Origin of the sequence: Streptomyces sp. E-08 (assembly GCF_049913095.1) — a bacterium.
In the GTDB taxonomy this organism is placed as follows: Bacteria; Actinomycetota; Actinomycetes; order Streptomycetales; family Streptomycetaceae; genus Streptomyces.
On the sequence record NZ_CP183971.1, the window covers coordinates 2,397,654 to 2,422,553 of the forward strand.

Consider the following 24,900-nt stretch of genomic DNA (forward strand, 5'->3'; position numbering starts at 1 on the left):
CGGGGGAGAAACCGCGGAAAATCGCTCGTTGTCTCCGTGAACTCCGCGTCACTTTAGTCCACGGGACCCGCCGGTCAATCAACCGACTGGCGCGCCGCGTGACCCGGAGAGCGCCATCTGTGGTTTAGCTCACAACAGGGCTCATTGTCGCTCTTTGCCCGTCCTCACAGCGGGCCGGAAAGGGGCGTGACCATTACCGTCGGAACCATGTCGACCTCCGCGCACCCCTCCGCCGACGCCATACGCACCGGCGCCACGGTCACCGACCGTCTCGTCGAGGCCAACGGACGCTACGCCGCCGACTTCGCCGACCCGGGAACGGACGCGCGGCCCGTGCTGCGCGTCGCCGTCGTCGCCTGCATGGACGCCCGTCTCGACCTGCACGCGGCCCTCGGTCTCGAACTCGGCGACTGCCACACCATCCGCAACGCCGGCGGCGTGGTCACCGACGACGTGATCCGCTCCCTCACCATCAGCCAGCGGGCCCTGGGCACCCGCAGCGTGATGCTGGTGCACCACACGAACTGCGGCCTCGAATCGCTGACCGAGGACTTCCGGCACGAGCTGGAGGACGAGGTCGGCCAGCGCCCCGCCTGGGCGGTCGAGGCCTTCCGCGACGTCGACCAGGACGTCCGGCAGTCGATGCAGCGGGTCCGGACCTCCCCGTTCCTGCTCCACTCCGACGACGTCAGGGGCTTCGTCTTCGACGTGACCACGGGTCTCCTGCGCGAGATCGACCCGGCGTAACCCGTCAAACCCTGGCATTTCCCTCGCACTTGTCCGTACGCAAGTGACAGGCCCGGCCACGGCAACAACAATGCTCGGACGACAGTTCCGAAAGGCCGAGGAGGGCCGGGGTGACGACCTATGACGATCGAGCGAGCCTCGCTGATCTGACCACCACTGTGGAGCGAGTCCGCCGGTCGGTGGAGAGTGTGATCGAGGGCAAGCCCGAGGTCGTACGGCTTTCGCTGACCGTGCTGCTCGCCGAGGGGCACCTCCTCATCGAGGATGTGCCCGGCGTCGGCAAAACCATGCTGGCCAAGACACTGGCCCGGTCCATCGACTGCTCGGTGCGCCGGATCCAGTTCACTCCCGACCTGCTGCCCTCGGACGTCACCGGCGTCTCGATCTTCGACCAGCAGCGCCGGGACTTCGAGTTCAAGCCCGGCGCGATCTTCGCCCAGATCGTGATCGGCGACGAGATCAACCGCGCCTCGCCGAAGACCCAGTCCGCGCTCCTGGAGTCCATGGAGGAGCGGCAGGTCACGGTCGACGGCCAGACGTACGAGCTGCCCAGCCCGTTCATGGTCGTCGCCACCCAGAACCCCGTCGAGATGGAGGGCACCTACCCGCTGCCCGAGGCCCAGCGCGACCGGTTCATGGCCCGGGTCTCCATCGGCTACCCGAGCCCCGAGGCCGAGCTCCAGATGCTCGACGTGCACGGCTCGGTCTCCCCGCTGGACGACCTCCAGCCGGTCGCCCACGCCCACGACATCCTCAAGCTGATCGAAGCGGTGCGCGGGGTCCACGTCGCCGACGCCGTCCGCCGGTACGCGGTCGACATCGTCGCCGCCACCCGCACCCACACCGACCTGCGGCTCGGCGCCTCCCCCCGCGCCACGCTCCACCTGCTGCGGGCCGCCAAGGCCTCCGCGGCGCTCAGCGGCCGCGAGTACGTCCTGCCCGACGACCTGCAGGCCCTCGCCGCGCCGGTCCTCGCACACCGGCTGCTGCCGACGGCGCAGGCCCAGCTGAACCGCCGCACCGCCGAGCAGGTCGTCCAGGAGATCCTGCAGCGCACCCCCGTCCCGTCCGCGGCCCCGCCCACCGGACCGCTCTACGGCCAGCAGCAGCCCGGCGCCCGGCGGCTGTGATGAGTGGCGCCGCCGTGCCGGACGGACAGCGGGGCGACGAGGACGACCGGGGCGGGCTGCGGGCCGCCCTGGGCGGTCTCACCACCCGCGGCCGTTCGTTCCTCGCCGCGGGGGTGGCGGCCGCCGCCTGCGCGTACGTCCTCGGCCAGGCCGACCTGCTGCGCGTCGGGCTGCTGCTCGCCGCCCTCCCGCTGATCTGCGTCCTCGTGCTGCACCGGACCCGCTACCGGGTCGCCGCGTCCCGCCGGCTCACCCCCCAGCGGGTGGAGACCGGCACCGAGGCACGGGTCCAGCTGCGGATGGAGAACGTCTCCAAGCTGCCCACCGGCCTCCTGATGCTCCAGGACCACGTGCCGTACATGCTGGGACCCCGCCCCCGCTTCGTCCTCGACCGGGTCGAGGCCGGCGGGCGGCGCGAGGTGTCCTACCGGGTCCGCTCCGACCTGCGCGGCCGCTTCCCGCTGGGCCCCCTCCAGCTGCGGCTCAACGACCCCTTCGGAATGTGCGAGCTGACCCGCTCGTTCAGCGCGTACGACACCCTCACCGTCGTGCCCAGGACCGAGGCCCTCCCGCCGGTGAAGCTCTTCGGCGAGGCCTCGGGGTACGGGGACGGCCAGTCGCGCTCCCTCGCGCTCGCCGGCGACGACGACGTCATCCCGCGCACCTACCGCCACGGCGACGACCTGCGGCGGGTCCACTGGCGCTCCACCGCCCGCTACGGCGAGCTGATGGTCCGCCGCGAGGAGCTGCCCCAGCGCGCCCGCTGCACCGTCCTCCTCGACACCCGCCGGATCGCCTTCCAGGGCGCGGGCCCCGACTCGGCGTTCGAATGGGCCGTCTCCGGCACCGCCTCCGCCCTCGTCCACATGCTGGAGCGCGGCTACGCGGTCCGGCTGCTCACCGACACCGGCAGCGCCATCCCCGGCGAGGGGTCCGAGGGCTTCGCCGGCTCGGCGCAGGACTCGGCCGAGGCGGCCGGTCTGATGATGGACACCCTCGCGGTCGTCGACCACTCCGAGGGGGCCGGGCTCTCCCGCGCCTCCGACGTGCTGCGCGGCGGCGGCGACGGGCTGCTCATCGCCTTCCTCGGCGACCTCGACGAGGAGCAGGCCGCCCTCACCGCCCGGATGCGCGGGCGGAGCGGCGCGGCCGTCGCCTTCGTCCTGGACTCCGGCACCTGGCTCACCGGCGGCGCGGTCGCCGGAGCCGTCGAGGACCGGGTGCGGCAGCTGCGGGAGGCGGGCTGGACGGCCCTCGCCGTACCGCCCGGCGCCTCGCTCGCCGACCTGTGGCAGCAGGCCGCCGGTCTCCGCGCGGACACCGCCGCCGACACGTACGGAGGATGGTCATGAGCGGCCGCACACGGCTGACGCTCGCTTCGTGGGCCGCCACCCTGATGGCGGCCGGGGCGCTGCTCCCCCTGGTGAAGCCGGCGACCTGGATCTTCACGGCCGCCTTCGTCCTCGCCCTGGTGAGCGGGGTGGGCACGCTGGCCCGGCGGGTGCCGCTGGCCCGGCCGCTGACCCTCCTGGCCCAGATCCTCGCCGCGCTCCTCGCGCTGACCCTGTTCTTCGCCCGCGAGCAGGCCTTCCTGTGGCTCGTCCCGGGACCCGAGGCGGTCACGCACGCGGTCGAACTGTTCGGGGCGGGCGCCGACGACGTCGGGCGGTACGCGATCCCCGCGCCCGACACCGAGGGCATCCGGCTCATGCTGGTCAGCGGCGTCGTCGCGATCGGGCTCCTGGTGGACGCCCTCGCGGTCACCTTCCGCAAGGCGGCCCCGGCCGGCCTGCCGCTGCTCGCCCTGTACTCGGTGGCCGCCGGGCTCTCCGGCGGCGGTGCGGGCTGGCTCTGGTTCCTCCTCGCGGCCTCCGGCTATCTGCTGCTCCTCCTCGCCGAGGGCCGTGACCGGCTCTCCCAGTGGGGGCGGGTCTTCGGCGGCGCCCAGCGCTCCGGCCGGCCCGGCTCCTCCGTCGCCGGCGGCGGCCCCGCCTTCGCGCCGGCCCGCACCGGCCGCCGGATCGGCGCCGTCGCCATGGGCGTCGCGCTGGTCGTGCCGTTCGCGCTGCCGGGCTTCTCCGGCGGGCTCTTCGGCGGGAACGGCGAGGGCGGCGGGGGCGCCGGCAAGGGCGGCACGATCTCGGCCGTGAACCCGCTGGTGTCCCTCCAGAACAATCTGCGCCAGCCCGAGGACCGGGAGGTCCTCCGCTACCGGACCAACGCCCGTGACACGAGCGGCCTCTACCTGCGGCTCGTCGCGCTCGACCAGTTCGACGGCACCTCGTGGAAGTCCTCGGTCCGCCCGATCGAGGACGTGCCCAAGCAGCTGCCCTGGCCGGACGGCCTCTCCCAGAGCGTCAAGATCACCGAGATCACCAGCAACTTCGTCGCCTCCGAGGCGTACGAGCAGAAGTGGCTGCCCATGCCGTACCCGGCCGGCCGGGTCGACATCGAAGGACGCTGGCGGTACGAGCCCGCCGGCCGGATGCTCGTCGGCGACGACAAGCAGACCACCAAGGGCGCCCGCTACCAGGTCTCCAGCCTGGACGTGCAGCCGACGGGCGGTCAGCTCGCCGTCTCCGGGCCCGCCCCGGAGAAGCTGCGCCGCGAGTACACCAAGGTCCCCGCGTCACTCCCGGCCGACGTGCGGGCCACGGCCCTGACCGTCACCAAGGGCGCGCGCAACGACTACGAGCGGGCGGTGAAGCTCCAGGACTGGTTCGCCCGGGACGGCGGCTTCCGCTACGACGTCGACGTCGAGTCCGGCACCGGCGTGCAGGCGATCTCCCGCTTCCTGAAGGACAAGGAGGGCTTCTGCGTCCACTTCTCCTTCTCCATGGCGGCGATGGCCCGCTCGCTCGGCATCCCGGCCCGCGTGGCCGTGGGCTTCATGCCGGGCACGACCCAGACCGACGGATCGGTCTCGGTCGGCATCCGGGACGCCCACGCCTGGCCCGAGCTGTACTTCGAGGGTGCCGGGTGGACACGGTTCGAGCCGACCCCCTCGCGGGGCTCCACCCCCTCCTACACCCGGGAGAACACCCCCTCGGGCACGGCCACCGGGCCCGCCCAGCCGCAGCAGAGCGCCTCGGCGCAGCCGTCCGCCGCGCCGAGCGCCTCGGAGAGCTGCACCCCGCAGATGCGCAGGCTCGGCGACTGCGGCCCGGACGCGGCGGTGGCCGGGGCGTCCTCGGACGGCTCGGGCCCGGACGTGACGACGGTGCTCCTGCTGTCGCTCGCGGCCCTGCTGGTCCTCTCCCTCCCCTTCCTCCCCCTGCTCTGGCGGACCCGGGTACGGGCCGGGCGGCTCGGCTCGACCGGCGCCCGCGGCCCGGAGGAGACGGCGGCGCGGACCCTCGCGGTCTGGGAGGAGATCAACGACACGGCCTGGGACCACGGGGTCGAGCCGGACGACTCGCTGACGCCGAGGAAGGCCGCGGCGCGGATCGTCCGCCTGGGCGAGCTGCGGGGCGAGTCCGCCGACGCGGTGCACCGGGTGGCACGGGCGGTCGAGGAGGTCCTGTACGCGCCCCGGCCGCAGCCGGTGGCGGGCCTGGCCGAGGAGGCGGGGCGGGTCCGCGCGGGGTTCCACGCGGGCGCCGACCGCCGCACGCGGCTCCGCGCGCTCCTGGCCCCGCGCTCGGCCGTCCGCGTCCGCTGGACGGCGTCGGCGCGGTGGGCGTCCACGTCGGCGGAATGGTCGGAGCGGCGCCGCACCCTGACGACCCGCCTCCGCCGCGCCCCTCGCGAAGCGAACTGACGGCACGCCGTCCGCTGCGGCCCCACACCGCACCGGACGGCCACCCACGGTGGGCGTCGCCCACCCCCGTTGTGGGCGTGTGTTCCGCCGGGGCGGTACCCACCGCGTTGTGGGCAATCGTTCCGCAGGGCGGAACGGGTGGGCACAACGGACGGCGCCCCGTGCCGGGCCTAGGCTTCCGCGCCCGGACCCGCACCGGATGTGCGCCGTCACTGGGGTGCGGGTCCAGGCACAGGGAGCGGAGGCGCCGCACAGGGCGCCGTCCCGTGTGCCCACCCGTCCTGCCCAGCGGGACGATTGCCCACACGGGCAGCGGGCGACGGCCCCACACGGCGGTGGGCGACGGCCCCACACGGCAGCGGGCGACGGCCCCACACAGGGGCGCCGCCCCGACCGGACGCGGGCACGCCCCGACCGCATCGAGCCCCGCAGAGGGCGCGCCCTAAGGCGCGGGCTCTGCGGGGCTCGGTGGCGTTACGGAGGTGCGGGGCTACCGCTCAGGGGCCGTCAGTGGCCGCCACCCTGCTGCTCGTCGCGGCGGCGCTGCCACCGCTCCTCGATCCGGTTCATCATGGAGCGTCGCTGCCGGGTCTGACGGCCACCGGCCGCCATCCCACCCCTGGCCTGCTGCTCACCCGGCTTGGGCGCCTTGCGCCATCCGGTGACCGCCAGGACCGCGCAGCCCAGCATGACGAGGAAACCCACCACGCTGATCCAGATCTGCTGTGCGACCATTCCGGCCATGAGGAGCGCGATACCCACCAGGAAGCCGGCGACTGCCTGGTAAACCCGTCGCCGGGTGTACGTACGCAGTCCGCTTCCCTCGAGCGCTGTCGCGAACTTGGGATCTTCGGCGTACAGCGCTCGCTCCATCTGCTCGAGCATTCGCTGCTCGTGCTCCGAGAGCGGCACGGAGTCCTCCTAGTCGTCGGTCGCGGGGGCGACCGGTTTGCGGCCCTTTCAGGATAGGCAGGGAATCGCCCCCGTGAAACCCGCCCTCAATGCCGAAAAGCCAATCCGGGCCGCCATGCGGATCGGTTGCTGAGGCGTTGATTCCCCAGCCCCTTGTCCGTCATGCCGGATGGTGTCCCCCGATCATACGGGGCGGAGCCCTTCATCGGGCGGGCTGTGGCGTACTCCATGGCACGCCGCGGCCCGCACCGCCGATCGGGTGGCCGTCCTGATCAGGCCCGCTTCTCGCCGAGAACGTGCAGCTGGGTGGCGATGGCGTGGAAGGCGGAGAGCTCGGCGGCGGCGGCCTCCAGCTTCAGCAGGGCCTCGGCGGCGCCGGGTTCGGTGTCGACGAGGACGCCGGGGACGAGGTCGGCGAAGACCCGGACCCCGTGCACGGCGCCGACCGCGAGTCCGGCCCCGTCGGCCAGCTCGGTGAGCTGCTCGGCGGTGAAGCGCCGGGGCACGGGGTCGCCGGTGCCCCAGCGGCCCGCCGGGTCGTCGAGCGCGTGCCGGGCCTCGGTGAAGTGGCCGGCGAGCGCACGGGCCAGGACGGCGCCGCCGACCCCGGCGGCGAGCAGGCTGAGGCTGCCGCCGGCGCGGAGCGCGGCGACGGCGTTGCGCACGCCCTCGGCGGGGTCGTCGACGTACTCCAGGACGCCGTGGCAGAGCACGGTGTCGTACTCCTCGCGTCCGACCACGTCGAAGAGGCCGCGGATGTCGCCCTGGACTCCGGTGACCAGGTCGGCGACGCCGGCCTCGGCGGCCCGGCGCTCCAGCGCGAAGAGCGCGTTGGGGCTGGGGTCGACGACGGTGACCCGGTGGCCGAGGCGGGCCACCGGCACCGCGAAGTTGCCCGAGCCGCCGCCCGTGTCGAGGACGTCGAGGCCGTCCTTCCCGGTGGCCTCGACCCGGCGGTCCAGAGCGTCTTTGAGGACGTCCCAGACGACGGCGGTACGCAGGGAGGCGCGCGACGGGCGCGACGACGTCTCTCGACCGAAGACAGGGGAAGGGTCCGGCACGGCTGTTGACTCCTCGGTGACGGGTACGGACGCTCCCCACCCTATGGCCTCGCTCCCGGCTTTCGGATCATCCTCCGGACTCGTCGGTACCGCTCTGGCGGGGCAGGACGGGCGGGAGGGCGAGCAGCCGCTCGACGAGGCGCAGGAAGTGCGCGGCGTCCCTGAGCAGGTCGTCGGCCTCGCGCCGGGTGGCGGCTCCGCTGATGCCGGCCTCGGCGCGGGCTCTGCGCGGGGCCCCGGCGGCGAAGAGGGCGCTCCACTCGGTCAGCTCGGGGGCGAGGTCGGTCAGGAGCTCCCAGGTGCTCCTTATCCGCTGCCGGTGGCGGGGCCGGGTGTCGGGTCTGGCACGGGCGGCGAGCACGGCGGCCGCGGCGCGCAGGGCGGCGAGGTGGGCGGTGGCGTACCGCTCGTGGGGGCGGTCGAGGACGGCGGCCTCGGCGAGTCCGGCGCGGGACTTGGCGAGGAGGTCGAGGGCGGCGGGCGGGGCCGCGGAGCGGCGCGGGACGGGGTGGATGTCGGACCCGGGGCCCGGCTCCCCGGGGGTGGGACGGCGGCGGGGCGTGGCTGCTGCGGATGGGCGGGCCATGACGAGCCTCCTGTCGTCGCGTGACGGCGCTGCGGCCGTATGTGTTCATCGTGCCGCGCCCCACTGACAATCGCTCTGACCTGGTGTTCTTTCTCAGTGATGGTGGCGAGTGGAGCCTCTCCTGAGCTGGAGCTCGCCATGATCACTGAGCGATTCGCGGTGTCGCCATCTCAGTGATCATGGCGCTTCTGGGGTTCCGCCAGCGGGCCCGATCGATCTGGACCACGTAGAAGAACCTGTCGAGGGGATCGCCCTTGACTTGGCGCCGAGGGTCCAGACCGAGGCGAGCTCGCAGGTGCGCCTTGAACTTCCACTTCTGGAGGCCGAGGCTGCGGAGGTAGCCCACGTCCACGTGGATCGGCACGAGCTCGGATGCAAGGGTCACGACTTCCGGGTGGGTCATGATGTGGGCGGGCAGCTCCCAGGGACGAAACCACTCGGGCAGGCCCAGCTTCTCGCGACGATGTCGCCAAAGATCTTCAAATTTCGGCTCACGGCCTGGTAGGTGGACCCATCCTCCGATGATCCAGCGGGCATCTCTGATGCAGCGGGCCATGATGTGGCTTCCGTGGGTCCTCTGGAGCCGGCGAAGGCTCTGCTGCGCTCGCCCGATCTCGGGGACTGGTGATATGTCCCAAGGTTTCGGCGTCTGCCAGACGTGGTGGCGGTGACACACGATGTCGGGCAGGGCCAAGTGCGCTCGGACTTCGGTTGTGATGCCGCGACGAAGGGTGCAAGGGCGGCAGATGACCGCGTTGGGCGAGTGAGCTTGGCGCATCCACACGGTGGGAACGTCCGCGGGCAGCGCTGACGCCTCTCGGGTCGACCAGGAGAGTGCGGGCAGTGCTCTCTGCAGCCGCTCGGCGGGGATCCCGGACATGACGGCGAGTCGTGCGACGGCCGGCTGGTTGAGGGTGGCTTCCCAGGGCAGCGTGGTGCTGCTCGCTCCGGCTCTGTGGGGCACTCCGATGTATCTCCAGAGGGCTGTGTGCGGGATGCGGTTGGCCTGGGCGAGGCGAGCTACGTAGGAGGGCAGGGACTCGCCTCCCCAGGGGCGGACGGGGATGCACAGGCTCCGCGCGACGGTCAAGGCTTCGGGGGCGTGCTGGACGCGGCTCATCCGGCGCGTCGTTGCGCGGTGCGGGCTCGGCGCGAACGGGCGCTGAGCGGTGCGCTTGTCTCGGCTGCGGTGTCGAGGGGGATCTCCGCCAGCAGCTGTTTGGTGATCTTCTCGGTGCCGGAGGTCATGGCCCGTAGGGCTGCGGCCCTGATCAGGTGCGCGAGGCTGCCGATCATGCCGGAGGTCCGCTGATAGAGGAAGTCCGCGTGGGCTGCCAGCAGGCCGGGGGTGTGCCGGTGGAGCCGTAGGGACTGTTCCATGGTGGCCAGCAGGGCGAGCCATTCCTGACGCTGGGCGGCGGTGGCGATGGTGAAGGCTTCGGCGTGGATGCTGACGAAACGTCCGGCGATCTGCTTGCCGCGGGTGCCGGCGAACAGTCCGGCGGACTCCACGTCGATGCCTGTGTAGACGAACGTGGCCGCGATCCGCTCGGAGAGGTATTTGAGCTGGTCGGATACCTCGGCGCCGGATCTGGTGGTGAGCGAGATGTTATGGATCTCGTCGACCAGGACCAGTTCGCAGCGCAGTTCGGCCAGGACCTCGCAGACCGCATTGGTGATCTCGGTCTGGTTCATGCGCTGCAAGAGGGGGATGCCGAGGAACCGAGCGAACTCGACCGCGAGCATCTTCGGGGTGGCGGCCGGGGGAACGGTCACGTAGGCGACGGGCAGCCGGGGCCCGCTGTCGGCGGGAAGTCGGCGGCGGACATGCTGTTCGTGGGCTTTGCCGAGCTGGGTGATCGCGGTCGTCTTGCCTGTGCCGGGCTCGCCGGAGACGATCAGGCCGCGGCGGGCGGAGACCTGGCGGCGGTTGAGGAGGGTCAGCTCCCGACCGGTGCGGATCACTTCCATCATGGTCGGGGTCTTCGCGACGAACAGCTGGGTGTGGTGCTCAGCCCGGGCCTCGTCGTAGAGCTCGCGCTCGATGTCGCTGAGGGCCAGCAGTGCAGAACGGTCCAACGGGGGCGTGCTGACCGGAGCGTATTGGACGAAGCGACTCCATCCCTCCTTCGTGGTCAGGGGGAACTCGCGGTCGGCCGTCTCGGTGGCGGTCACCGGTAGTCCTCCTCGCTGAAGGGGTCGAAGACGCCGAACGGGATGACCTTGGCCAGCTCCGTCGGAGCGGTCTCGTCCTGGTCGTCGCCGCTGTCGTCCGTGTCGAGTTCCGAGGCCGTCCGCAGCGGAATCGCCTCAGGCGCGTTCCTCGTCCCCGCCCTGGGCGGCGGAATCTTGCGGGGCTCCGCCTGTCGTTCTGCCCGTCGCAGCAGCGCGTCCAGGGCCCTGGCGATGGCAGTCTGGTCGTCGCCGTCCTGGCCGCGTTCGACGGCCTGGCGCCGGGCCTGACGCCAAAGTGCGTCGGAGAACGGGCGGGCGACGAGAGGTAGCAGGGTCCACTCAGCAGTGATCCAGCCGCCTTGGCGGTGGTTGCGTACGAAGATGTGGCTGAGGTCGTGGGGGTCGTAGTGGACCTCCCACTTGCCGCGCTGGACCGCGACACCGGAGGACTGCCTTCGGTAGGCAGCCAGCTCAGACGCGTCGTATGTGCGGTTGGCGATACGGATGCCGTACTCGTTGATCACTCGCCAGGTCACCGGCAGCAGCTCGATGTAGTCGGACGCACCGAGCGGTATCGGCAGATAGCCGCTGGCGGCGACCTGGAGCGCGTATGCGTCGTTGGGTGACAGGGACCGGCCGGGCAGGAAGGGGTGTACCAGCCCGTCGTGCGGACGCATCTGCCACCCGGCGATGACCCATTCCTGGAGCAGGTCGTCGAGTTCGGCAAGACTGAAGGCCGCTTTGCGAGCCGGGTCGACGCCGCGCCGGCTGACGTCCCGTCCGGTGTAGCTGGCGACATACTGGCAGAACAGGGTGTTGATCGAGGAGAACGTCCGCTCGACGACGCCCTTGTCGGTCGGGGTTCCAGGGTGGGCGAGCTGAACGGAGATACCCAGACGCTGGCAGGCGGCGGTGAACGTCTGCGACAAGTAGACAGTGCCGTGATCGGTGACGATGGTCTCCGGGACAATCACCGGTTTCGCAGCAGCGTGCTCGAACCGAGCGTCGATCTCCATCAGCCGGGCGTGTGGAAGCCGGGACGCCGACGCGGCAAGGGTCTGGGGCCAGGTCGGCCGCATAGGCTCGGGCACCAGCATCTTCGCCAGCAGCAGGGCGGCGTCCACCGCCTTCGTGCTCTCCGGCCGCAGGACTGCCGCGCAGATCGTCCGCGTGGCGATGTCGACCGCGATGGTCAGCTCCGGCCGGCGAACTGTTCCGTCGTCGAGGACGGCCAGCAGATCAAGCTTGGTGGTGTCGATCTGTATCTGTTCGCCCGGACGGCTCGCCATAGTCAGGGTGAACGGACCAGTCGGCCGGTTGGCGTTCTGCCGCCGGGTGGTGGCCGCGGCGAAGGTGTGTCGCCCCACGGACAGCTGGTCGACCAGGCGATAAAGGGACGTCCGGGATGGCATCGGGACCGCTCCGGGCCCATGCTCGTCGTCCAGGATCTGCCCGACTCGCCGCATCAGGCGCGATCGGGTGCCCGTCGATACGTCGGTTTCCTCTCCGATTGCTCGGACGATCGCATCGATCACCCGCTGGTCGGCTCGTCCGGTCGGAGACGACGGGCGCATCGCCCGACGGTCCACCAGACCGAGCAGGCCTTGTGCCCGGTAGCGGGCCCGCATCCGTTGCAGCGTCCGTCTCCCCACCGGCTGCCCAAGCACCGCCAGTTCATCGGCCTTGGTCCGTTCCCGTTCCGCCAGCGAGGTGCGGGCTGGATCGTAATCCGGGCGGGGACGGCTACCTGGGGCGGCATCGCAAGGCAATCCGTGCTCGACTTCCGTCACATGTCGTTCCCAGAACCGGGCCTCGGCCACTGCCGCAGGCGGCAACGCCTCCAGGACCCCGACCGCGGCGAACTCCTCTGGGTCCGAGGCAGAGCCGATCAGCACGAAGCCGTCCGAGGCCAGCATGTAGGGCAGCAGGACGACCTGGTCCCGCCCGTCGTCGCCGTGCAAGCGCACGGCGGTGCCCTCAATGCCGACCACCGTGTGCTCGGTCTCCTCGAACAACACCCGGTCACCGACGCGCAGCACCCCCGGCCGGGACGACAGCCCAGCCATCACGCCGCCTCCACCCTGCGGACCATGGTGTACTCGCCCAGCAGTACGGATAGATCCGCTGCCAAGCGTCCTGACCACAGCAGATGGAACAGCACTGGCAGGACCGCGATCGGATCGCCCACCCGCTCCACCCCGTCGCGCAAGGCCCTCTCTCGACCGAAGACACCCAGCAGCCGGTCCGCAACGGCGCCCACCAGATGGCGGGGATGCCTGTATCCCGCCAGCCAGCGGACGTTTGCCAGCAAGACGCCATCGGGCGCCCCGGCCAGACGAAACTCCCAACCGATCTCCCGGCAGGCCTGCTCAGTCGCGGCGAACGCCTCCGCGTCCCGCGGCCTGATCCGGTTCAGAGGCCGACAGTCCACCATCAGCCCGGTGCCGTCCGCCTTTCGCGCGAACCAGTCCGGAGCGTGAGAGCGGCGGCGCCCGCCGGATGTCCAGAACAGCCACATCGGCTGCGACGCGAACGCCGTGACCTGCTGGTCGAAGTCCAACAGCATCGCGTGATCCCGTTCTAGCCAGGACTCGTACCCGACGTGCCGGCCGAGCGTGGCCGCCCACCACAACCCCGGATAGTTGCGCTGGCCCTTCCACGACGGGAACGACCTCACCGGGCGACAGCCCTCGAACGGAACCGCCGCCGCGTCGCACAGGTCTACGCGGTGTTCACCACCGTCCCGGTCGATGTATGCCACCTCGAACCCAGCGCCCGGAGAAGGGACGCCCCCGGTCACCGATCTCAAAACCGCACCCATGCCTCCACGGTGGCGAGCTACGAACCACCTTGCTCGCCACCTTCGCCAGATTCACCGGGACGAGCGGTTCATGGTTCGCCAGTTCTCACAGGAAGACCTGGCCGCCTCGGTTCAGGTCGCCGTTCGGGGAGCCTGCTCGTTCACGCGACCCTCCCACGCCCCGACACAGTGGGCGAGGTCCTCTGAGAGGTAGACGTGAAACCGGCGTGGCGGGTCGATCACCGTGGCCATGTACACCCGTGCGTCTCCTGCATCGTGGAGCCCGTCCACGGCCTGAGCCAGGCTCTCCAGCAGACCCGGATCAGATCCTTCCGTCTCCACCAACATGTCCAGCCGGTCGCACCAGATCGCCCACAACGAGCGGGCCGAGGCCGTATTCGAAGGGACCTCCCACCGCGCGCCCGACAGCAGAGCAGCCAAGGCCGCGGGCCCGCTGACGGAGCCGTTCCGGGCCAGAGCGGACCTCAACACCTCGAACGTCAAATCGCCCCCTCTGCTTTGGCCTTGGTGCTCAGAACCCGTCGCCCCATCCGAAAGTGACGTTGTACGCGCGCTGGAGTGCGTGTCGGCCGTGGTCTCCGTCGGCGTAGGCCCATGCGAGGGCTGCGGAGAACCAGAGCAGAAAGACTCCGCCGACGATGCCCAGGGCGACCAGCTTCCCGTTCCAGCCGAGGAGGGCCAGGGCGATGGTCACGATGGCCACGCCGAGGTGGGCTCCCCGCAAGTCGAGCGACGCAGCCTTGCGTGCCTCTCTGCGGTCGGCCCGTTCTGCGGCAAAGCGCTCCTCTCGAACAGACTGCGGTTCGTTCTCGTCGAAGTTCATCTCATCCCCCCTGGCACTGACGCTACATGGACCCGGCCCGCGTCTGCAGATGAGCATCACGGGGATACGGATCAGGTACTCCGGGCCTGAGGAACATCTGGTCTCGCTCCTCTGAGGCCGCCCCCTTCGCCACTTTCGCCAACTCCAGCGGGACGCGAAGCGGACACTTCGCCAGGTTCAGTACACATCCGCCAGGTTCGCGAGGACCGGACACCTGGGGTTTTGCCTGAAGCCCAACCCGTTGGTAACTTTTGAACTGACTGGTCAGTTCAAAAAGGGGAATGGGGGGTGAGTCCGTGGGCGCGGAAACCGAGGAGCAGCCGCACGGCGCCGCCGTCGTCGCGGACGGCTTCGGACTGAAGGGCCCGCGCGGATGGGCGTTCCGGGAGGTCTCCTTCCGGGCGGAGCCCGGCGCGCTGGTGGCGATCGAGGGGCCGTCGGGCTCGGGGCGCACGTGTCTGCTGCTCGCGCTCACCGGCCGGATGAAGGCCAAGGAGGGCACCGCCGAGGTCGGGGGCCTCCCGCTGCCCCGCAGGATGGCCGCCGTGCGCCGGATCAGCGCGCTCGGCCAGGTCCCGGGCGTCAGCGAGCTCGACCCCGCCTTCACGGTCGCCGAGCACCTGCGCGAGCGGGCCCTGCTCCAGCGCCGTTTCGACGGCTCCGTACGGGCACTCCTGCGGCGCCCCGCCGAGCGTGCGGCGACCGCCCGGGCCCGGATCGAGGAGGCCGTGGCGGCCGCGGGTCTGGACCTCGACGCCCTCCCGAAGGGCGAGCGGACCTCCGTACGGGACCTGGAGCGCCTGGAGGCGCTGCGGCTCTCGATCGCCCTCGCCCTGATCGGCCGCCCCCGGCTGCTCGCCGTGGACGACACGGACCTGAAGCTCTCGGACGCCGACCGCGCCGAGGCCTGGGCGCTGCTGCGCTCCCTGGCCGCCGCCGGGACGACGGTCCTCGCCGTCTGCAGCGAGGCCCCCGAGGACGCCCTGCGCATCACGACGCTCTCCGGCACGCGCACCACCGCGGCACCGGCGGCCGAAGCACGGGCCGCGGAAGACGGCACCGCGGAAGGCCGCACCGCCGAGGAACACGGCACCGCGGAAGGCCGCACCGCCGAGCAAGACGGCACCGCGGAAGACGGCTCCGCCGAGGACCGCACCGCCGAAGTCACCGCATCCGGCGGCACGGCCGCCGACCGGACCGCCGTCGGGGAGACGGCGGCCGAGGACACCACCGACGCCACGACCGAGGAGGGGGCGGCCGATGCGCTCGCCGAAACTGGCCGCGCTTGAGCTGAAGCGCTTCGGCAGGGGAAGGCTGCCGCGCGCCGCGCTCGTCGCGATCCTGCTGCTGCCCCTGCTGTACGGCGCCCTGTACCTGTACTCGTTCTGGGACCCGTACAGCAGGCTCGACAAGATCCCCGTCGCCCTCGTCAACGAGGACCGGGGCGCCACCGCCGGCGGCAAGGAGATCAACGCCGGCGCCGACATCACCGAAGGGCTCCTGGAGAGCGAGACCTTCGAGTGGCACCGGGTGAGCGACGCGGAGGCACGCGCGGGCGTGGAGGACGGGACGTACTACCTGTCCCTGACCATGCCCGGCGACTTCAGCAGCCGCATCGCCTCCAGCTCCGGCGACTCCCCCGAGACCGGCGCGCTCCGGGTGCGGACGAACGACGCCAACAACTACATCGTCGGCCAGATCTCCCGGACGGTCTTCTCCGAGGTGCGCACCGCGGCCTCCACGAAGTCCTCGCGCACCTTCCTCGACAAGATCTTCATCTCGTTCTCCGACATCCACGACGCCACCGCGAAGGCCGCCAAGGGCGCGGCCGACCTCAAGCAGGGCGTGGACAAGGCGAAGAAGGGCTCCAAGAGCCTGTCCGAGGGCCTCACGGACGCCAAGGCGGGCAGCGGCGACCTGGCCGCCGGCCTGAAGAAGCTCGACAAGGGCGCCAAGGACCTTGAGAGCGGCTCCCGCAAGGTCGCGAACGGCACCCAGACCCTCGCCGACAAGGTCAACGGCACCGCGGACAAGGTCCGGCCGTACCTGGCGAACAACGGCAAGTCGATCCGCGACACCGCCCGGCTGGTCTCCGACTCCGCCACCGCCGTCCGCCACAACCTGGACGACCTGGTGAAGCGCGCGCCGCTGGTCCGCGGCGCCGCCCACAAGGCCGACGACGACCTCGCCCGGATCCACCGCGAGGTCTGCGTGGACGCCCCCGCCACCGTCCCGCCGCTCGACCCGAAGGTCTGCGAGAAGCTCAAGAAGGCCTCGGTCACCGCCGACGACGTGGCCACGATCGCCGACGACGTGCACGAGCTCACCAACGGCAGCACCGACGACCTGAAGACCCTGGACGCCCGTCTGGCCAAGCTGGTGAAGCAGGCCGACGAGCTGGCCGCCCGCGCTCCGCACCTCGACGAGGACGTCGAGGGCGCCATCAGGAAGATCAACGAGCTCAACACGGGCGCCAGGAAGGTCGCGGCGGGCGCGGACCGGCTGCACACCGGCATCACCGACGCGCGGGCCGGTTCGGTCAGCCTCGACACCGGTGTCGGCAAGCTCAAGAAGGGCGCGGGCGACCTGGACGGCGGCCTGTTCAAGCTGGCCGACGGCTCGGGCACCCTCGCCACCGGTCTGAAGGACGGGGTCGACCAGATCCCCGACTACGACCGGCAGGACCGCGACCGGCGCACGGAGGTCATGGCCGACCCGGTGCAGCTGGCCTCCCAGTCGCTGCACAAGGCGCCGAACTACGGCACCGGCTTCGCCCCGTACTTCATCCCGCTCTCCCTCTGGGTCGGCGCGATGGTCGCGTACATGATCATCCAGCCGCTGAACCGGCGCGCCCTCGCCGCGGGCGGCTCCGCCTGGCGGATCGCCCTGGCGGGCTGGCTCCCCGTGGCGGCGATCGGCGTCCTCCAGGTCGGGGCCCTGATGTCGGTCCTGCACTGGGGCCTCGGCCTCCAGATGACCCGGGCCGCCGGCACGGTCGGCTTCCTCGCCCTGGTCACCTGCTGCTTCGCCGCGATCATCCAGTGGCTCAACGCCCGCTTCGGCGCGGCGGGCCGGATCCTGGTGCTCGCGTTCCTGATGCTCCAGCTGACCTCGGCGGGCGGCACGTACCCGGTCCAGACCAGCCCGGCCTTCTTCAACGCCGTGCACCCCTTCCTGCCGATGAGCTACGTGGTCGAGGCGCTGCGCCGGCTGATCACGGGCGGCGGGATCGGCCCGGTCTGGCAGGCCTGTGCGGTCCTGGCGGCCTTCACCGTCGGCGCCCTGGCCCTGACCGCCCTCTCGGCGCGCAGGAAGCAGGTCTGGACGCTCGACCGGCTCCACCCCGAACTGTCGCTCTGAACCTGTGAGAATCGACGCCATGGACAGCAGCAGCACCCGACGCCAGGCCACGCGCACGAAGCTCTACGAGGCGGCCGTCACCCTCATCGCGGAGCAGGGCTTCTCCGCGACGACGGTGGACGAGATCGCGGAGCGGGCCGGTGTGGCCAAGGGCACGGTCTACTACAACTTCAAGAGCAAGACCGAGCTCTTCGAGGAGCTGCTGCGCCACGGGGTGTCGCTGCTCACCGCCTCGCTGCGCACGGCGGCCGAGGAGACCGCCGCGCGCGGCGGGAGCCGGATCGACGCGCTGGACGCGATGATCCGGGCGGGTCTGGTGTTCATCGACCGCTACCCGGCCTTCACCCAGCTGTACGTGGCCGAGCTCTGGCGCACCAACCGGGCCTGGAACTCCACGCTCCTGGTGGTGCGTCAGGAGGCCGTCGCGGTGGTCGAGGGGGTGCTGCGCGAGGCCGTCGCGGCCGACGAGCTGAGCGAGGAGATCGACGTCCAGCTGACGGCCGCGGCGCTGGTCGGGATGGTGCTCGTGGCGGCGCTCGACTGGCAGGCCTTCCAGAGCGAGCGTTCGCTCGACGACGTGCACGCGGCGCTCTCCCGTCTGCTGCACGGCCGCGTCGGCGGCCGCTGACCCGGACACGGGACGGACGCGGACACGCGAAACGCCGGTGCGGTGAGGCTCGATCCCCCCGAGCCTCGCCGCACCGGCGTCTTTCTCGCACCCCCGTGCCGGCAGGTGCGCGGCCCCGTTCCGCAGCCCCGTGCCGGCGGTACCGGAGCCGCGCTCCTTCCGTTGGGTTCCACTCTCTCCTCCCGGCGTGCCCGGCCCCATCCGCGCACCTACTCATCTCGCCCTCTAGGTACGGGTACTCAGTCCTGGTTACGATCGCGGGCGTGTCGGTACTCCCCCTGGTGTTCACCAGCGGCTGGGCGAGCGGGATCAACGCGTACGCGGTGGTCCTGCTGTTCGGCGTCTTCGGCGCGACCGGGCTGACCGACGAGGTGCCCGAGTCACTCCAGCGCACCGATGTCCTCGTCGCGGCCGGCGTGCTGTTCCTGTGCGAGGCGGTGGCGGACAAGATTCCGTACGTCGACTCGATATGGGACTCCGTCCACACGGTGATCCGGCCGATCGCGGGCGCCGTGGTCGGTGCCCTGCTCGCCGGGCAGAACGGTTCGCTGCCGGAGCTGGCGGCGGGCGCGATCGGCGGTTCGACGGCCTTGCTCAGCCACTTCGTCAAGGCGGGGACGAGGATGGCGGTCAACACCTCGCCCGAGCCGTTCTCGAACATCGCGCTGAGCCTCGCGGAGGACCTCGGGGTGGCGGCGATCGTCACCTTCGCCGTCTTCCATCCGGTGGCGGCGGCGACCATCGCGGCCGTCCTGCTCGTGGCGGGCCTGGCGATACTGGTCTTCCTGGCCAAGCAGATCCGCCGCGGCTGGCGGCGCTGGTCCCAGCGGCGGGACGAGAGACGGCTCGCGGCCGTGGGGACGCGCCCACGGTCCCCGGCCCCACCAAACGACGGGTCCGACCACTTCTGACCCCCGCCCACCGGACTGCGGCCGCCGTCGGGGGCGCCGGATAGGCTCCCCCGCATGGCACGGATTGTGGTGATCGGCGCGGGACTCGGCGCCATGGCGGCGGCGGCCCGGCTGGCGGTCGCCGGACACACGGTGACGGTGTACGAGAAGACGTCGACGTACGGCGGCGCCGTCGGCCGCTTCGAGCGCGACGGCTTCGCCTTCGACACCGGCCCCGGGCTGCTGCACCTGCCCGCCGTCTACCGGGACCTGTTCGTGAAGACCGGGAAGAAGCCCCTGGAGGAGTACGTCGGGCTGACCCAGGTCGACCCGGCGGCCCGTCACGTCTTCGCCGACGGCACCCGCGTCGACCTGCCGAACGCCTCACGGGCCGGCACGGTCGCCGCCCTGGACGCGGCGCTCGGCGCGGGCGCGGGCGAGCGTTGGGGCGATTTCCTGACGCGAGCCCGCGAGGCCTGGGAACGGACCCGGCGCCCGCTCCTCGAAGAACCTCAGCCGGCCGACCGGAAGGCCCTCGCCTTCGCGCCGTACCCGGCGCTCAAGGCGGGCTTCCTGCGCCGCCCGACGACGCAGCTCGCCCAGGTGGGCGCGCGGGAGCTGCGCGACCCGCGGCTGGTCGCGCTCCTGGATTCCTACGCGGAGGCGTACGGCTTCCCGGCGTCGGTCGCCCCGGCGTCCGCCGCCGTCCTGCCGTACATGGAGCAGACCTTCGGCAGCTGGTACACGGCTGGCGGCATCCGGGCGCTCGCGGACGCGGTGTACGAGCGGTGCCGGGAGCGGCGGGTGGAGTTCGTCTTCGACGCGTGCGTGGACGAGCTGCTGACCGAGGCCGGCCGGGCCGTCGGGATCCGGCTCGCCTCGGGCGAGACGGTGGAGGCGGCGCACGTGGTGGCGGGCGCACCGGTGCCGTCCCTCTACCGTGAGCAGACCCTGCCGTGGGAGCACGGCGACGAGTGGCCGCCCTTCGCGCACGGGTCCACCGGCCGCCTGACGGTCCTGCTGGCCCTGCGCGGGGCCCGCGAGGAGGGAGCCGTGCACCGCACGGTCGTCCACGGCGACGGGGACCGGCCCGGAGTGACCGTGCTGCGGCCCGACGACCCGGAGCTGCGGCCCGACGCGGAGCACGAGTCGGTGACCGTCTCGACGATGCTGGACCTCGGCTCCGACGAGGACCTGACCGGCCTCGCCGACCGGATGGTCGAGGCCGCCGGCCGGGCGGTGCCGGGGCTCGCCGAGCGGCTGCTCTGGCGCGAGATCCGCACGCCGGAGCACGTGCGGGCGGCCACCGGGGCCGCCGAGATCCCGGGACCCGCCCTCGCGGACGCCCAGGGGACGTACCTCCCGGCGGCGAACCTCTCCCCCGTCCCGGGGCTGTACTTCGCCGGCGGCTGGTCGCACCCGGGCGGCGGGCTCGCCCACGCGGGCATGTCGGGGTCGCTGGTCGCCGGACTCATCGTGGAGGGCGCGGACTTCCGCGGCTCCCAGTGACCTGGGGGCGGGCTCAGTAGCGGTACTGCTGCTGGTCGTCCGGGTGCGGCTGCTGCTCGTAGCCGTACGGGGCCTGCTGCTGCGGGGCGGGCTCGTTGTCGCGCTGCTGCGGGACCCAGACGCCGCCGGGCGGGGTGTCGTAGGTGTACGAGGGGGCGTAGGGGTCGGCGTAGTAGGAGCCGTACTGCTGGCCGTCGGTGCCGGGGCCGATGTACGGGTCGGAGTACGCGGCGTACTGCTGCTGCCCCGCGGCGTGGCCGTAGTCGTAGGCCGGCTGCTGCTCGTAGGCGGGCTGCTCATAGGCCGGCTGCTCGTAGGCCGGCTGCTCGTAGGCCGGCTGCTCGTAGGCCGGCTGCTCGTACCCGGGCTGCTGGTACCCGGACGCGTAGGGGTCGTACCCCGTGCCGTACCCGGCTCCGGCACCCTGGGCGGCCGCGTCGTAGACCCCGTACTGGCCGGTGTCCTCCGGCATCGGCTGCGGCTCGTAGACGGCGGTCGTCTCGGCCGCGGTCTCGGGGTGCGGGTCGTGCCCGGTCCCGTCCTCCGTGCCGTACGCCCCGTCCATGGTGTCGTACGAGACCTCGGTGACCTCCAGGGTCGGGCCGGCCGCGGCCGGACCGGTGGCCTTTCGGCGGCGGCTCGCGCCCGGGTTGCCGCCGATCGCCCAGCCGGTGGAGAAGCCGCGGCGGAAGGAGAGCGTCACATAGGTCTGGCCGACGGCGAAGGCGACGGCCCCGGCGACGATGACGAGGACCGAGGGCAGCAGGACGCCCAGGACGACGAAGAGGAAACCGCCGAAGGCCAGCAGGCGCCAGCGCAGCCGCGCCTTGTACTGGAGGAGCACCTCCCCCAGCAGCCACAGTGCGACCACGCCGAACGCGATGTAGAGGACCGTCCACCCCATGCCCCGCCGCCCCTCTCCACGGTCACCGCCGCGGGTCGGGGCGGGTACGACCGGTCACGACTGCTGGTGCAGTCCGAGATTCTCGTAGATCTCGAGCGTCGCGGTGGAGCTGTTGAGCGTGATGAAGTGCAGTCCGGGGACACCCTCGGAGAGCAGACGCGCGCAGAACTCCGTCGCGAACTCGATACCGATGGAGCGTACAGCGGCGGGATCGTCCTTGACGGCGAGGATGCGGTCTTTCACATCCGCGGGGAAGGCGGCGTTGCTCAGCTGGGGCAGCCGGTCGAGCGTCTTCACGTTCACGACGGGCATGACCTCGGGGATGATCGGGGTCTCGCAGCCCGCCTTCTCCACGCTGTCGCGGAGCCGCAGGTAGTTCTCCGGGTCGAAGAACATCTGGGTGATCGCGTAGTCGGCGCCCGCGCGGCACTTGTCCACGAAGTGCCGGATGTCCGTGTCCCAGTCGGTGGACCGGGGGTGCATCTCCGGGAACGCGGCGACGCCGACGCAGAAGTCTCCCGACTCCTTGATCAGCCGGACGAGGTCGGCGGCGTACTTCACGCCCTCCGGGTGCTCGACCCACTCGCCCAGCGGGTCGCCCGGCGGGTCGCCGCGCACGGCGAGCATGTTGCGGATTCCGGCGTCGGCGTATTGGCCGAGAATGTTCCGCAGCTCGGCGACGGAGTGGTCGACGGCCGTGAGGTGGGCGACGGGGGTGAGCGTGGTGTCGGAGGCGATCTTCTGGGTGGCCTTGACGGTGCCGCCGCGGGTGGAGCCGCCGGCGCCGTAGGTCACGGACACGAAGCTGGGGCCGACCGCCTCGACCCGGCGCATGGCGTTCCAGAGGACCTGCTCGCCCTTCTCGGTCCGGGGCGCGTAGAACTCGAAGGAGTACGACGTGTCGCCGTCCGCGAGGATCTCGCGGACGGTGCGCGCGCGGTCCGAGCGGACGGAAGCGGTACCAAGGGCCATACCGGCAGGTTAGACGCGGCGCGTGGCGCCGCGTACTCCCCGTCCGAGTGGTGGACACCTTTTCGGACAGCCGCCGGACGGAGGTCGAAGGGAGGTCGGGGGGCGGAGGTCGGACGGGCTGGGGCCGGGCGCCGGGCGGAGGTCGGGCGCGCCGCGGACCGCCGCCGAGCGCCCGCGGTGGCGTCCTCCGGGGTCTCAGGCCCCGGCGCGCTCGCGGACCCGCTTGGCCAGGGCGGCCGTCGCGGCGGCCGGGTCGTCCGCCTCGGTGATGGCGCGGACGACGACGATCCGGCGGGCGCCCGCGTCCAGCACCTCGTCGAGGTTGGTCTCGTCGATGCCGCCGATGGCGAACCATGGCCGGTCCTGGTTCAGGCCCGCCGCGTACCGCACGAGGTCGAGCCCCGGGGCGTACCGTCCGGGCTTGGTGGGGGTGGGCCAGCAGGGGCCGGTGCAGAAGTAGTCCACGCCCGGCTCGGCGGCGGCCGCGGCGGCCTCGGACTCGGCGTGGCAGGAGCGGCCGATCAACACCTCGTCGCCGAGGATCGCGCGGGCGGCGGGCACGGGCAGGTCGCCCTGGCCGAGGTGGAGGACGTCGGAGCCGATGGCGTGGGCGACGTCGGCCCGGTCGTTCACCGCGAGGAGCCTGCCGTGCCGGCGGGCGGCCTCGGCGAAGACGGCGAGGTGCTCCAGCTCCTCACCGGCCTCCATGCCTTTGTCGCGGAGCTGCACGATGTCCACGCCGGAGGAGAGCACGGCGTCGAGGAAGTCCGGCAGGTCGCCCTGGCGCTTCCGGGCGTCGGTGCACAGGTAGAGCCGGGCGTCGGCGAGCCGCTCACGAGGCGTGGGCATGGGTGGGTCCCCCCGTTCGAGTCGCCGGTGCCGCGACGGCCGGCCCCTCTCGGGCCGGTCGCCGCGACACCCGCGGGTGGTGTCTTCGGTGCGTGCGCGCGTCAGATGGCGAGCGCCTGGGCGCGGCGCTTCACCTCCGTGCCGCGGTTCTCGTTGAGCGCCTGCGCGGGCGTGCCCGGCAGGCTCTCGTCCGGAGTGAAGAGCCACTCCAGCATCTCCTCGTTGGTGAAGCCGTCGTCCCGCAGGACGGTCAGCAGTCCGACGAGGCCCTTGACGATCTTGTCGCCCTGGATGAAGGCGGCGGGGATCTGCAGGGCGTTGTTCTCGCCGCGGCGCACGGCGATGAGCTGGCCTTCCTTGATCAGCTGTCGCACGCGCACCACGTCGACATCGAGCATCTCCGCGATGTCGGGCACGTAGAGCCAGGCGGGGACGAGCGCATCGATCTTTACGTCAATCTCGGTCACAGGACAAGCCTGCCATCCCGGACTGACAGCCGGTAGTCGGGCCCTACCGGACTGCGGCCTTCAGGGGGACGGACGGGTCCGCGGCGCGCTCCGGGTCGACCGGGACGGCGGCCTCGATGAGCCTGCGGCCCTGGGCCAGGTCGCGCGGGCGGCCGACCGCGAGGAGGGCCACCGGCACCCCGGCGCGCAGCCAGAGCACGGACCAGGCGTCGTCGGCCGGGTCGCCGCGCCACAGCAGCTCGTCGGCGTCCGCGTGGTGTCCGGCGTACTGGACGAAGCGGCCGAACTGCTCGGACCAGAAGTAGGGCACCGGGTCGTAGGGCGCGTCGGCGGACCCGGTGATCGCCGCGGCGACCGCGCGGGGGCCCTGGAGCGCGTTGTCCCAGTGGTGGACGAGCAGCCGCTTCCCGTAGCGGGCGGAGGGGAAGGAGGCGCAGTCCCCGACGGCGTACACGTCGGGCAGGGAGGTGCGCAGCCGGTCGTCCGCGGTGACCGCCCCGCTCGGGTCGAGGGCGATGCCGGAGCCGGTGAGCCACCCGGTGGCGGGGCGGGCGCCGATGCCGACGACGACGGCGTCGGCGGCCAGTTCGCGGCCGTCGGCGAGGACGACGCGGCCGGGCGCACCGGGCTCGACGGTGTGCACGCGCGCGTGGGTGAGGAGTTCGGCGCCGTTCGCCCCGTACCAGTCGGCCATGGGGGCGGTGACCTCGGCGGGCAGGGCCGCGGCGAGGGGGCGGTCGGCGGCCTCGACGACCGTGACGGCGCAGCCCGCCTCGCGCGCGGCGGTGGCGAACTCGGCGCCGATCCAGCCGGCGCCGACGACCACGACGGAGTGGCGGCGCTCCAGGACCGGCCCGAGGCGCACGGCGTCGTCGAGGGTGCGCAGCAGATGGACCCCGGGGACGCCCTCGGCGCCGGGCAGGGTGACGGGGTGGGCTCCGGTGGCGAGGACCAGGACGTCGTACGCGACGGGTCCGGACTCGGTGTCGATCTCGTGGTCGGCGGCGCGCAGCCCGGTGACGTCCAGGCCGAGGCGGAGCTCGATGCGGAGGTCCTCGAAGTCGATCTCGAAGGCGGAGTCCTCGGCCTTGCCGAGCAGGATCGCCTTGGAGAGCGGCGGCCGGTCGTAGGGCTGGTGGGGTTCGGCCCCGATGAGGGTCACGGGGCCGGCGAAGCCCTGCTCGCGCAGGGCGACGGCGGTCTGGACGCCCGCCATTCCGGCGCCGACGATCACGACGTGCTGCTGTGCCTGCTTCTGCTCGCTCACCCGACCACCTTACGCATCTGACGGACCGTCAGGAAGGGT

General features: G+C 72.1%; 21 protein-coding genes and 2 pseudogenes. 9 read left to right on the forward strand and 14 right to left on the reverse strand.

The genetic code is table 11. From position 1 onward, the window contains the following. The first annotated feature begins 207 nt into the window (after positions 1 to 207). The 4 genes from ACN9MM_RS10945 (at position 208) to ACN9MM_RS10960 (ending at position 5,637) form a co-directional block, all read left to right on the forward strand. Complete coding sequence (locus ACN9MM_RS10945; RefSeq protein ID WP_426363437.1) at positions 208 to 747, forward strand: beta-class carbonic anhydrase; 540 nt, start codon at positions 208 to 210, stop codon at positions 745 to 747. A 110-nt stretch (positions 748 to 857) separates the two neighbouring features. Beyond that, the gene (locus ACN9MM_RS10950; protein ID WP_426363438.1) at positions 858 to 1,877 is read left to right on the forward strand and encodes an AAA family ATPase; all 1,020 of its coding nucleotides are present in this window, start codon (positions 858 to 860) and stop codon (positions 1,875 to 1,877) included. Further along, positions 1,877 to 3,229: a DUF58 domain-containing protein gene (locus ACN9MM_RS10955; protein ID WP_426363439.1), complete on the forward strand. Its 1,353-nt coding sequence runs from the start codon at positions 1,877 to 1,879 to the stop codon at positions 3,227 to 3,229. Before ACN9MM_RS10950 ends, ACN9MM_RS10955 begins: the two co-directional genes overlap by 1 nt. Then, positions 3,226 to 5,637, forward strand: a complete 2,412-nt coding sequence (locus ACN9MM_RS10960; RefSeq protein ID WP_426363440.1) for a transglutaminase TgpA family protein — start codon at positions 3,226 to 3,228, stop codon at positions 5,635 to 5,637. Before ACN9MM_RS10955 ends, ACN9MM_RS10960 begins: the two co-directional genes overlap by 4 nt. Positions 5,638 to 6,144: 507 nt before the next feature. On the opposite strand, the gene ACN9MM_RS10965 is transcribed toward ACN9MM_RS10960, so the two are convergent. The 9 genes and pseudogenes from ACN9MM_RS10965 to ACN9MM_RS11005 all read right to left on the reverse strand — a co-directional run bounded on the left by ACN9MM_RS10965 (position 6,145) and on the right by ACN9MM_RS11005 (position 14,015). Beyond that, a complete protein-coding gene (locus ACN9MM_RS10965; protein ID WP_189802254.1) occupies positions 6,145 to 6,549 on the reverse strand; it encodes a DUF3040 domain-containing protein in 405 nt (134 codons plus the stop codon). Between the two features lie 272 nt (positions 6,550 to 6,821). After that, on the reverse strand, positions 6,822 to 7,610 hold the full coding sequence (locus ACN9MM_RS10970; RefSeq protein ID WP_426363441.1) for a class I SAM-dependent methyltransferase: 789 nt from the start codon (positions 7,608 to 7,610) through the stop codon (positions 6,822 to 6,824). 67 nt (positions 7,611 to 7,677) lie between these two features. Further along, complete coding sequence (locus ACN9MM_RS10975; RefSeq protein WP_426363442.1) at positions 7,678 to 8,196, reverse strand: SAV_6107 family HEPN domain-containing protein; 519 nt, start codon at positions 8,194 to 8,196, stop codon at positions 7,678 to 7,680. A 142-nt stretch (positions 8,197 to 8,338) separates the two neighbouring features. Further along, positions 8,339 to 8,752 carry a hypothetical protein gene (locus ACN9MM_RS10980; RefSeq protein WP_426368963.1) on the reverse strand — a complete coding sequence of 138 codons (414 nt, stop codon included), beginning with the start codon at positions 8,750 to 8,752 and terminating at the stop codon, positions 8,339 to 8,341. 111 nt (positions 8,753 to 8,863) lie between these two features. Then, positions 8,864 to 9,316, reverse strand: a pseudogene (locus ACN9MM_RS10985) (TniQ family protein); the annotation flags it as partial. Continuing rightward, positions 9,313 to 10,371 (reverse strand): TniB family NTP-binding protein, encoded by a 1,059-nt coding sequence (locus tag ACN9MM_RS10990; protein WP_426363443.1) that lies wholly within the window; start codon positions 10,369 to 10,371, stop codon positions 9,313 to 9,315. The gene ACN9MM_RS10990 and the pseudogene ACN9MM_RS10985, both read right to left, overlap by 4 nt. Continuing rightward, positions 10,368 to 12,437 carry a Mu transposase C-terminal domain-containing protein gene (locus ACN9MM_RS10995; protein WP_426368716.1) on the reverse strand — a complete coding sequence of 690 codons (2,070 nt, stop codon included), beginning with the start codon at positions 12,435 to 12,437 and terminating at the stop codon, positions 10,368 to 10,370. The genes ACN9MM_RS10990 and ACN9MM_RS10995 overlap by 4 nt, the downstream gene beginning before the upstream one ends. Beyond that, positions 12,437 to 13,132, reverse strand: a complete 696-nt coding sequence (locus ACN9MM_RS11000; RefSeq protein ID WP_426363444.1) for a TnsA-like heteromeric transposase endonuclease subunit — start codon at positions 13,130 to 13,132, stop codon at positions 12,437 to 12,439. The genes ACN9MM_RS10995 and ACN9MM_RS11000 overlap by 1 nt, the downstream gene beginning before the upstream one ends. A 571-nt stretch (positions 13,133 to 13,703) precedes the next feature. Beyond that, the gene (locus ACN9MM_RS11005) at positions 13,704 to 14,015 is read right to left on the reverse strand and encodes a hypothetical protein (protein ID WP_147321106.1); all 312 of its coding nucleotides are present in this window, start codon (positions 14,013 to 14,015) and stop codon (positions 13,704 to 13,706) included. Positions 14,016 to 14,296: 281 nt separating this feature from the next. Here ACN9MM_RS11005 and ACN9MM_RS11010 point away from each other — a divergent pair. The 5 genes and pseudogenes from ACN9MM_RS11010 to ACN9MM_RS11030 all read left to right on the forward strand — a co-directional run. Beyond that, positions 14,297 to 14,824: pseudogene (locus ACN9MM_RS11010) on the forward strand (ATP-binding cassette domain-containing protein); the annotation flags it as partial. A 451-nt stretch (positions 14,825 to 15,275) separates the two neighbouring features. Continuing rightward, on the forward strand, positions 15,276 to 17,375 hold the full coding sequence (locus ACN9MM_RS11015) for a YhgE/Pip family protein (protein WP_426363445.1): 2,100 nt from the start codon (positions 15,276 to 15,278) through the stop codon (positions 17,373 to 17,375). A gap of 19 nt (positions 17,376 to 17,394) precedes the next feature. Then, on the forward strand, positions 17,395 to 18,003 hold the full coding sequence (locus ACN9MM_RS11020; protein ID WP_426363446.1) for a TetR/AcrR family transcriptional regulator: 609 nt from the start codon (positions 17,395 to 17,397) through the stop codon (positions 18,001 to 18,003). Positions 18,004 to 18,266: 263 nt separating this feature from the next. After that, on the forward strand, positions 18,267 to 18,914 hold the full coding sequence (locus tag ACN9MM_RS11025) for a DUF4126 domain-containing protein (protein WP_426363447.1): 648 nt from the start codon (positions 18,267 to 18,269) through the stop codon (positions 18,912 to 18,914). Between the two features lie 54 nt (positions 18,915 to 18,968). Beyond that, entirely contained in the window at positions 18,969 to 20,402 is a 1,434-nt protein-coding gene (locus ACN9MM_RS11030; RefSeq protein WP_426363448.1) for a phytoene desaturase family protein, read from the forward strand. 13 nt (positions 20,403 to 20,415) lie between these two features. Here the strand turns inward: ACN9MM_RS11030 and ACN9MM_RS11035 are convergent, their stop codons facing one another. The 5 genes from ACN9MM_RS11035 to ACN9MM_RS11055 form a co-directional block, all read right to left on the reverse strand. Then, a complete protein-coding gene (locus ACN9MM_RS11035; protein WP_426363449.1) occupies positions 20,416 to 21,306 on the reverse strand; it encodes a hypothetical protein in 891 nt (296 codons plus the stop codon). Positions 21,307 to 21,360: 54 nt separating this feature from the next. After that, positions 21,361 to 22,278 carry a methylenetetrahydrofolate reductase [NAD(P)H] gene (gene metF, locus ACN9MM_RS11040; protein WP_426363450.1) on the reverse strand — a complete coding sequence of 306 codons (918 nt, stop codon included), beginning with the start codon at positions 22,276 to 22,278 and terminating at the stop codon, positions 21,361 to 21,363. 195 nt (positions 22,279 to 22,473) lie between these two features. Beyond that, on the reverse strand, positions 22,474 to 23,127 hold the full coding sequence (gene thiE / locus ACN9MM_RS11045; protein WP_426363451.1) for a thiamine phosphate synthase: 654 nt from the start codon (positions 23,125 to 23,127) through the stop codon (positions 22,474 to 22,476). 101 nt (positions 23,128 to 23,228) lie between these two features. Beyond that, complete coding sequence (locus tag ACN9MM_RS11050; RefSeq protein WP_189802243.1) at positions 23,229 to 23,594, reverse strand: Rv2175c family DNA-binding protein; 366 nt, start codon at positions 23,592 to 23,594, stop codon at positions 23,229 to 23,231. A gap of 43 nt (positions 23,595 to 23,637) precedes the next feature. Then, positions 23,638 to 24,810 (reverse strand): NAD(P)/FAD-dependent oxidoreductase, encoded by a 1,173-nt coding sequence (locus tag ACN9MM_RS11055; RefSeq protein WP_426368717.1) that lies wholly within the window; start codon positions 24,808 to 24,810, stop codon positions 23,638 to 23,640. Positions 24,811 to 24,900: the final 90 nt, after the last annotated feature.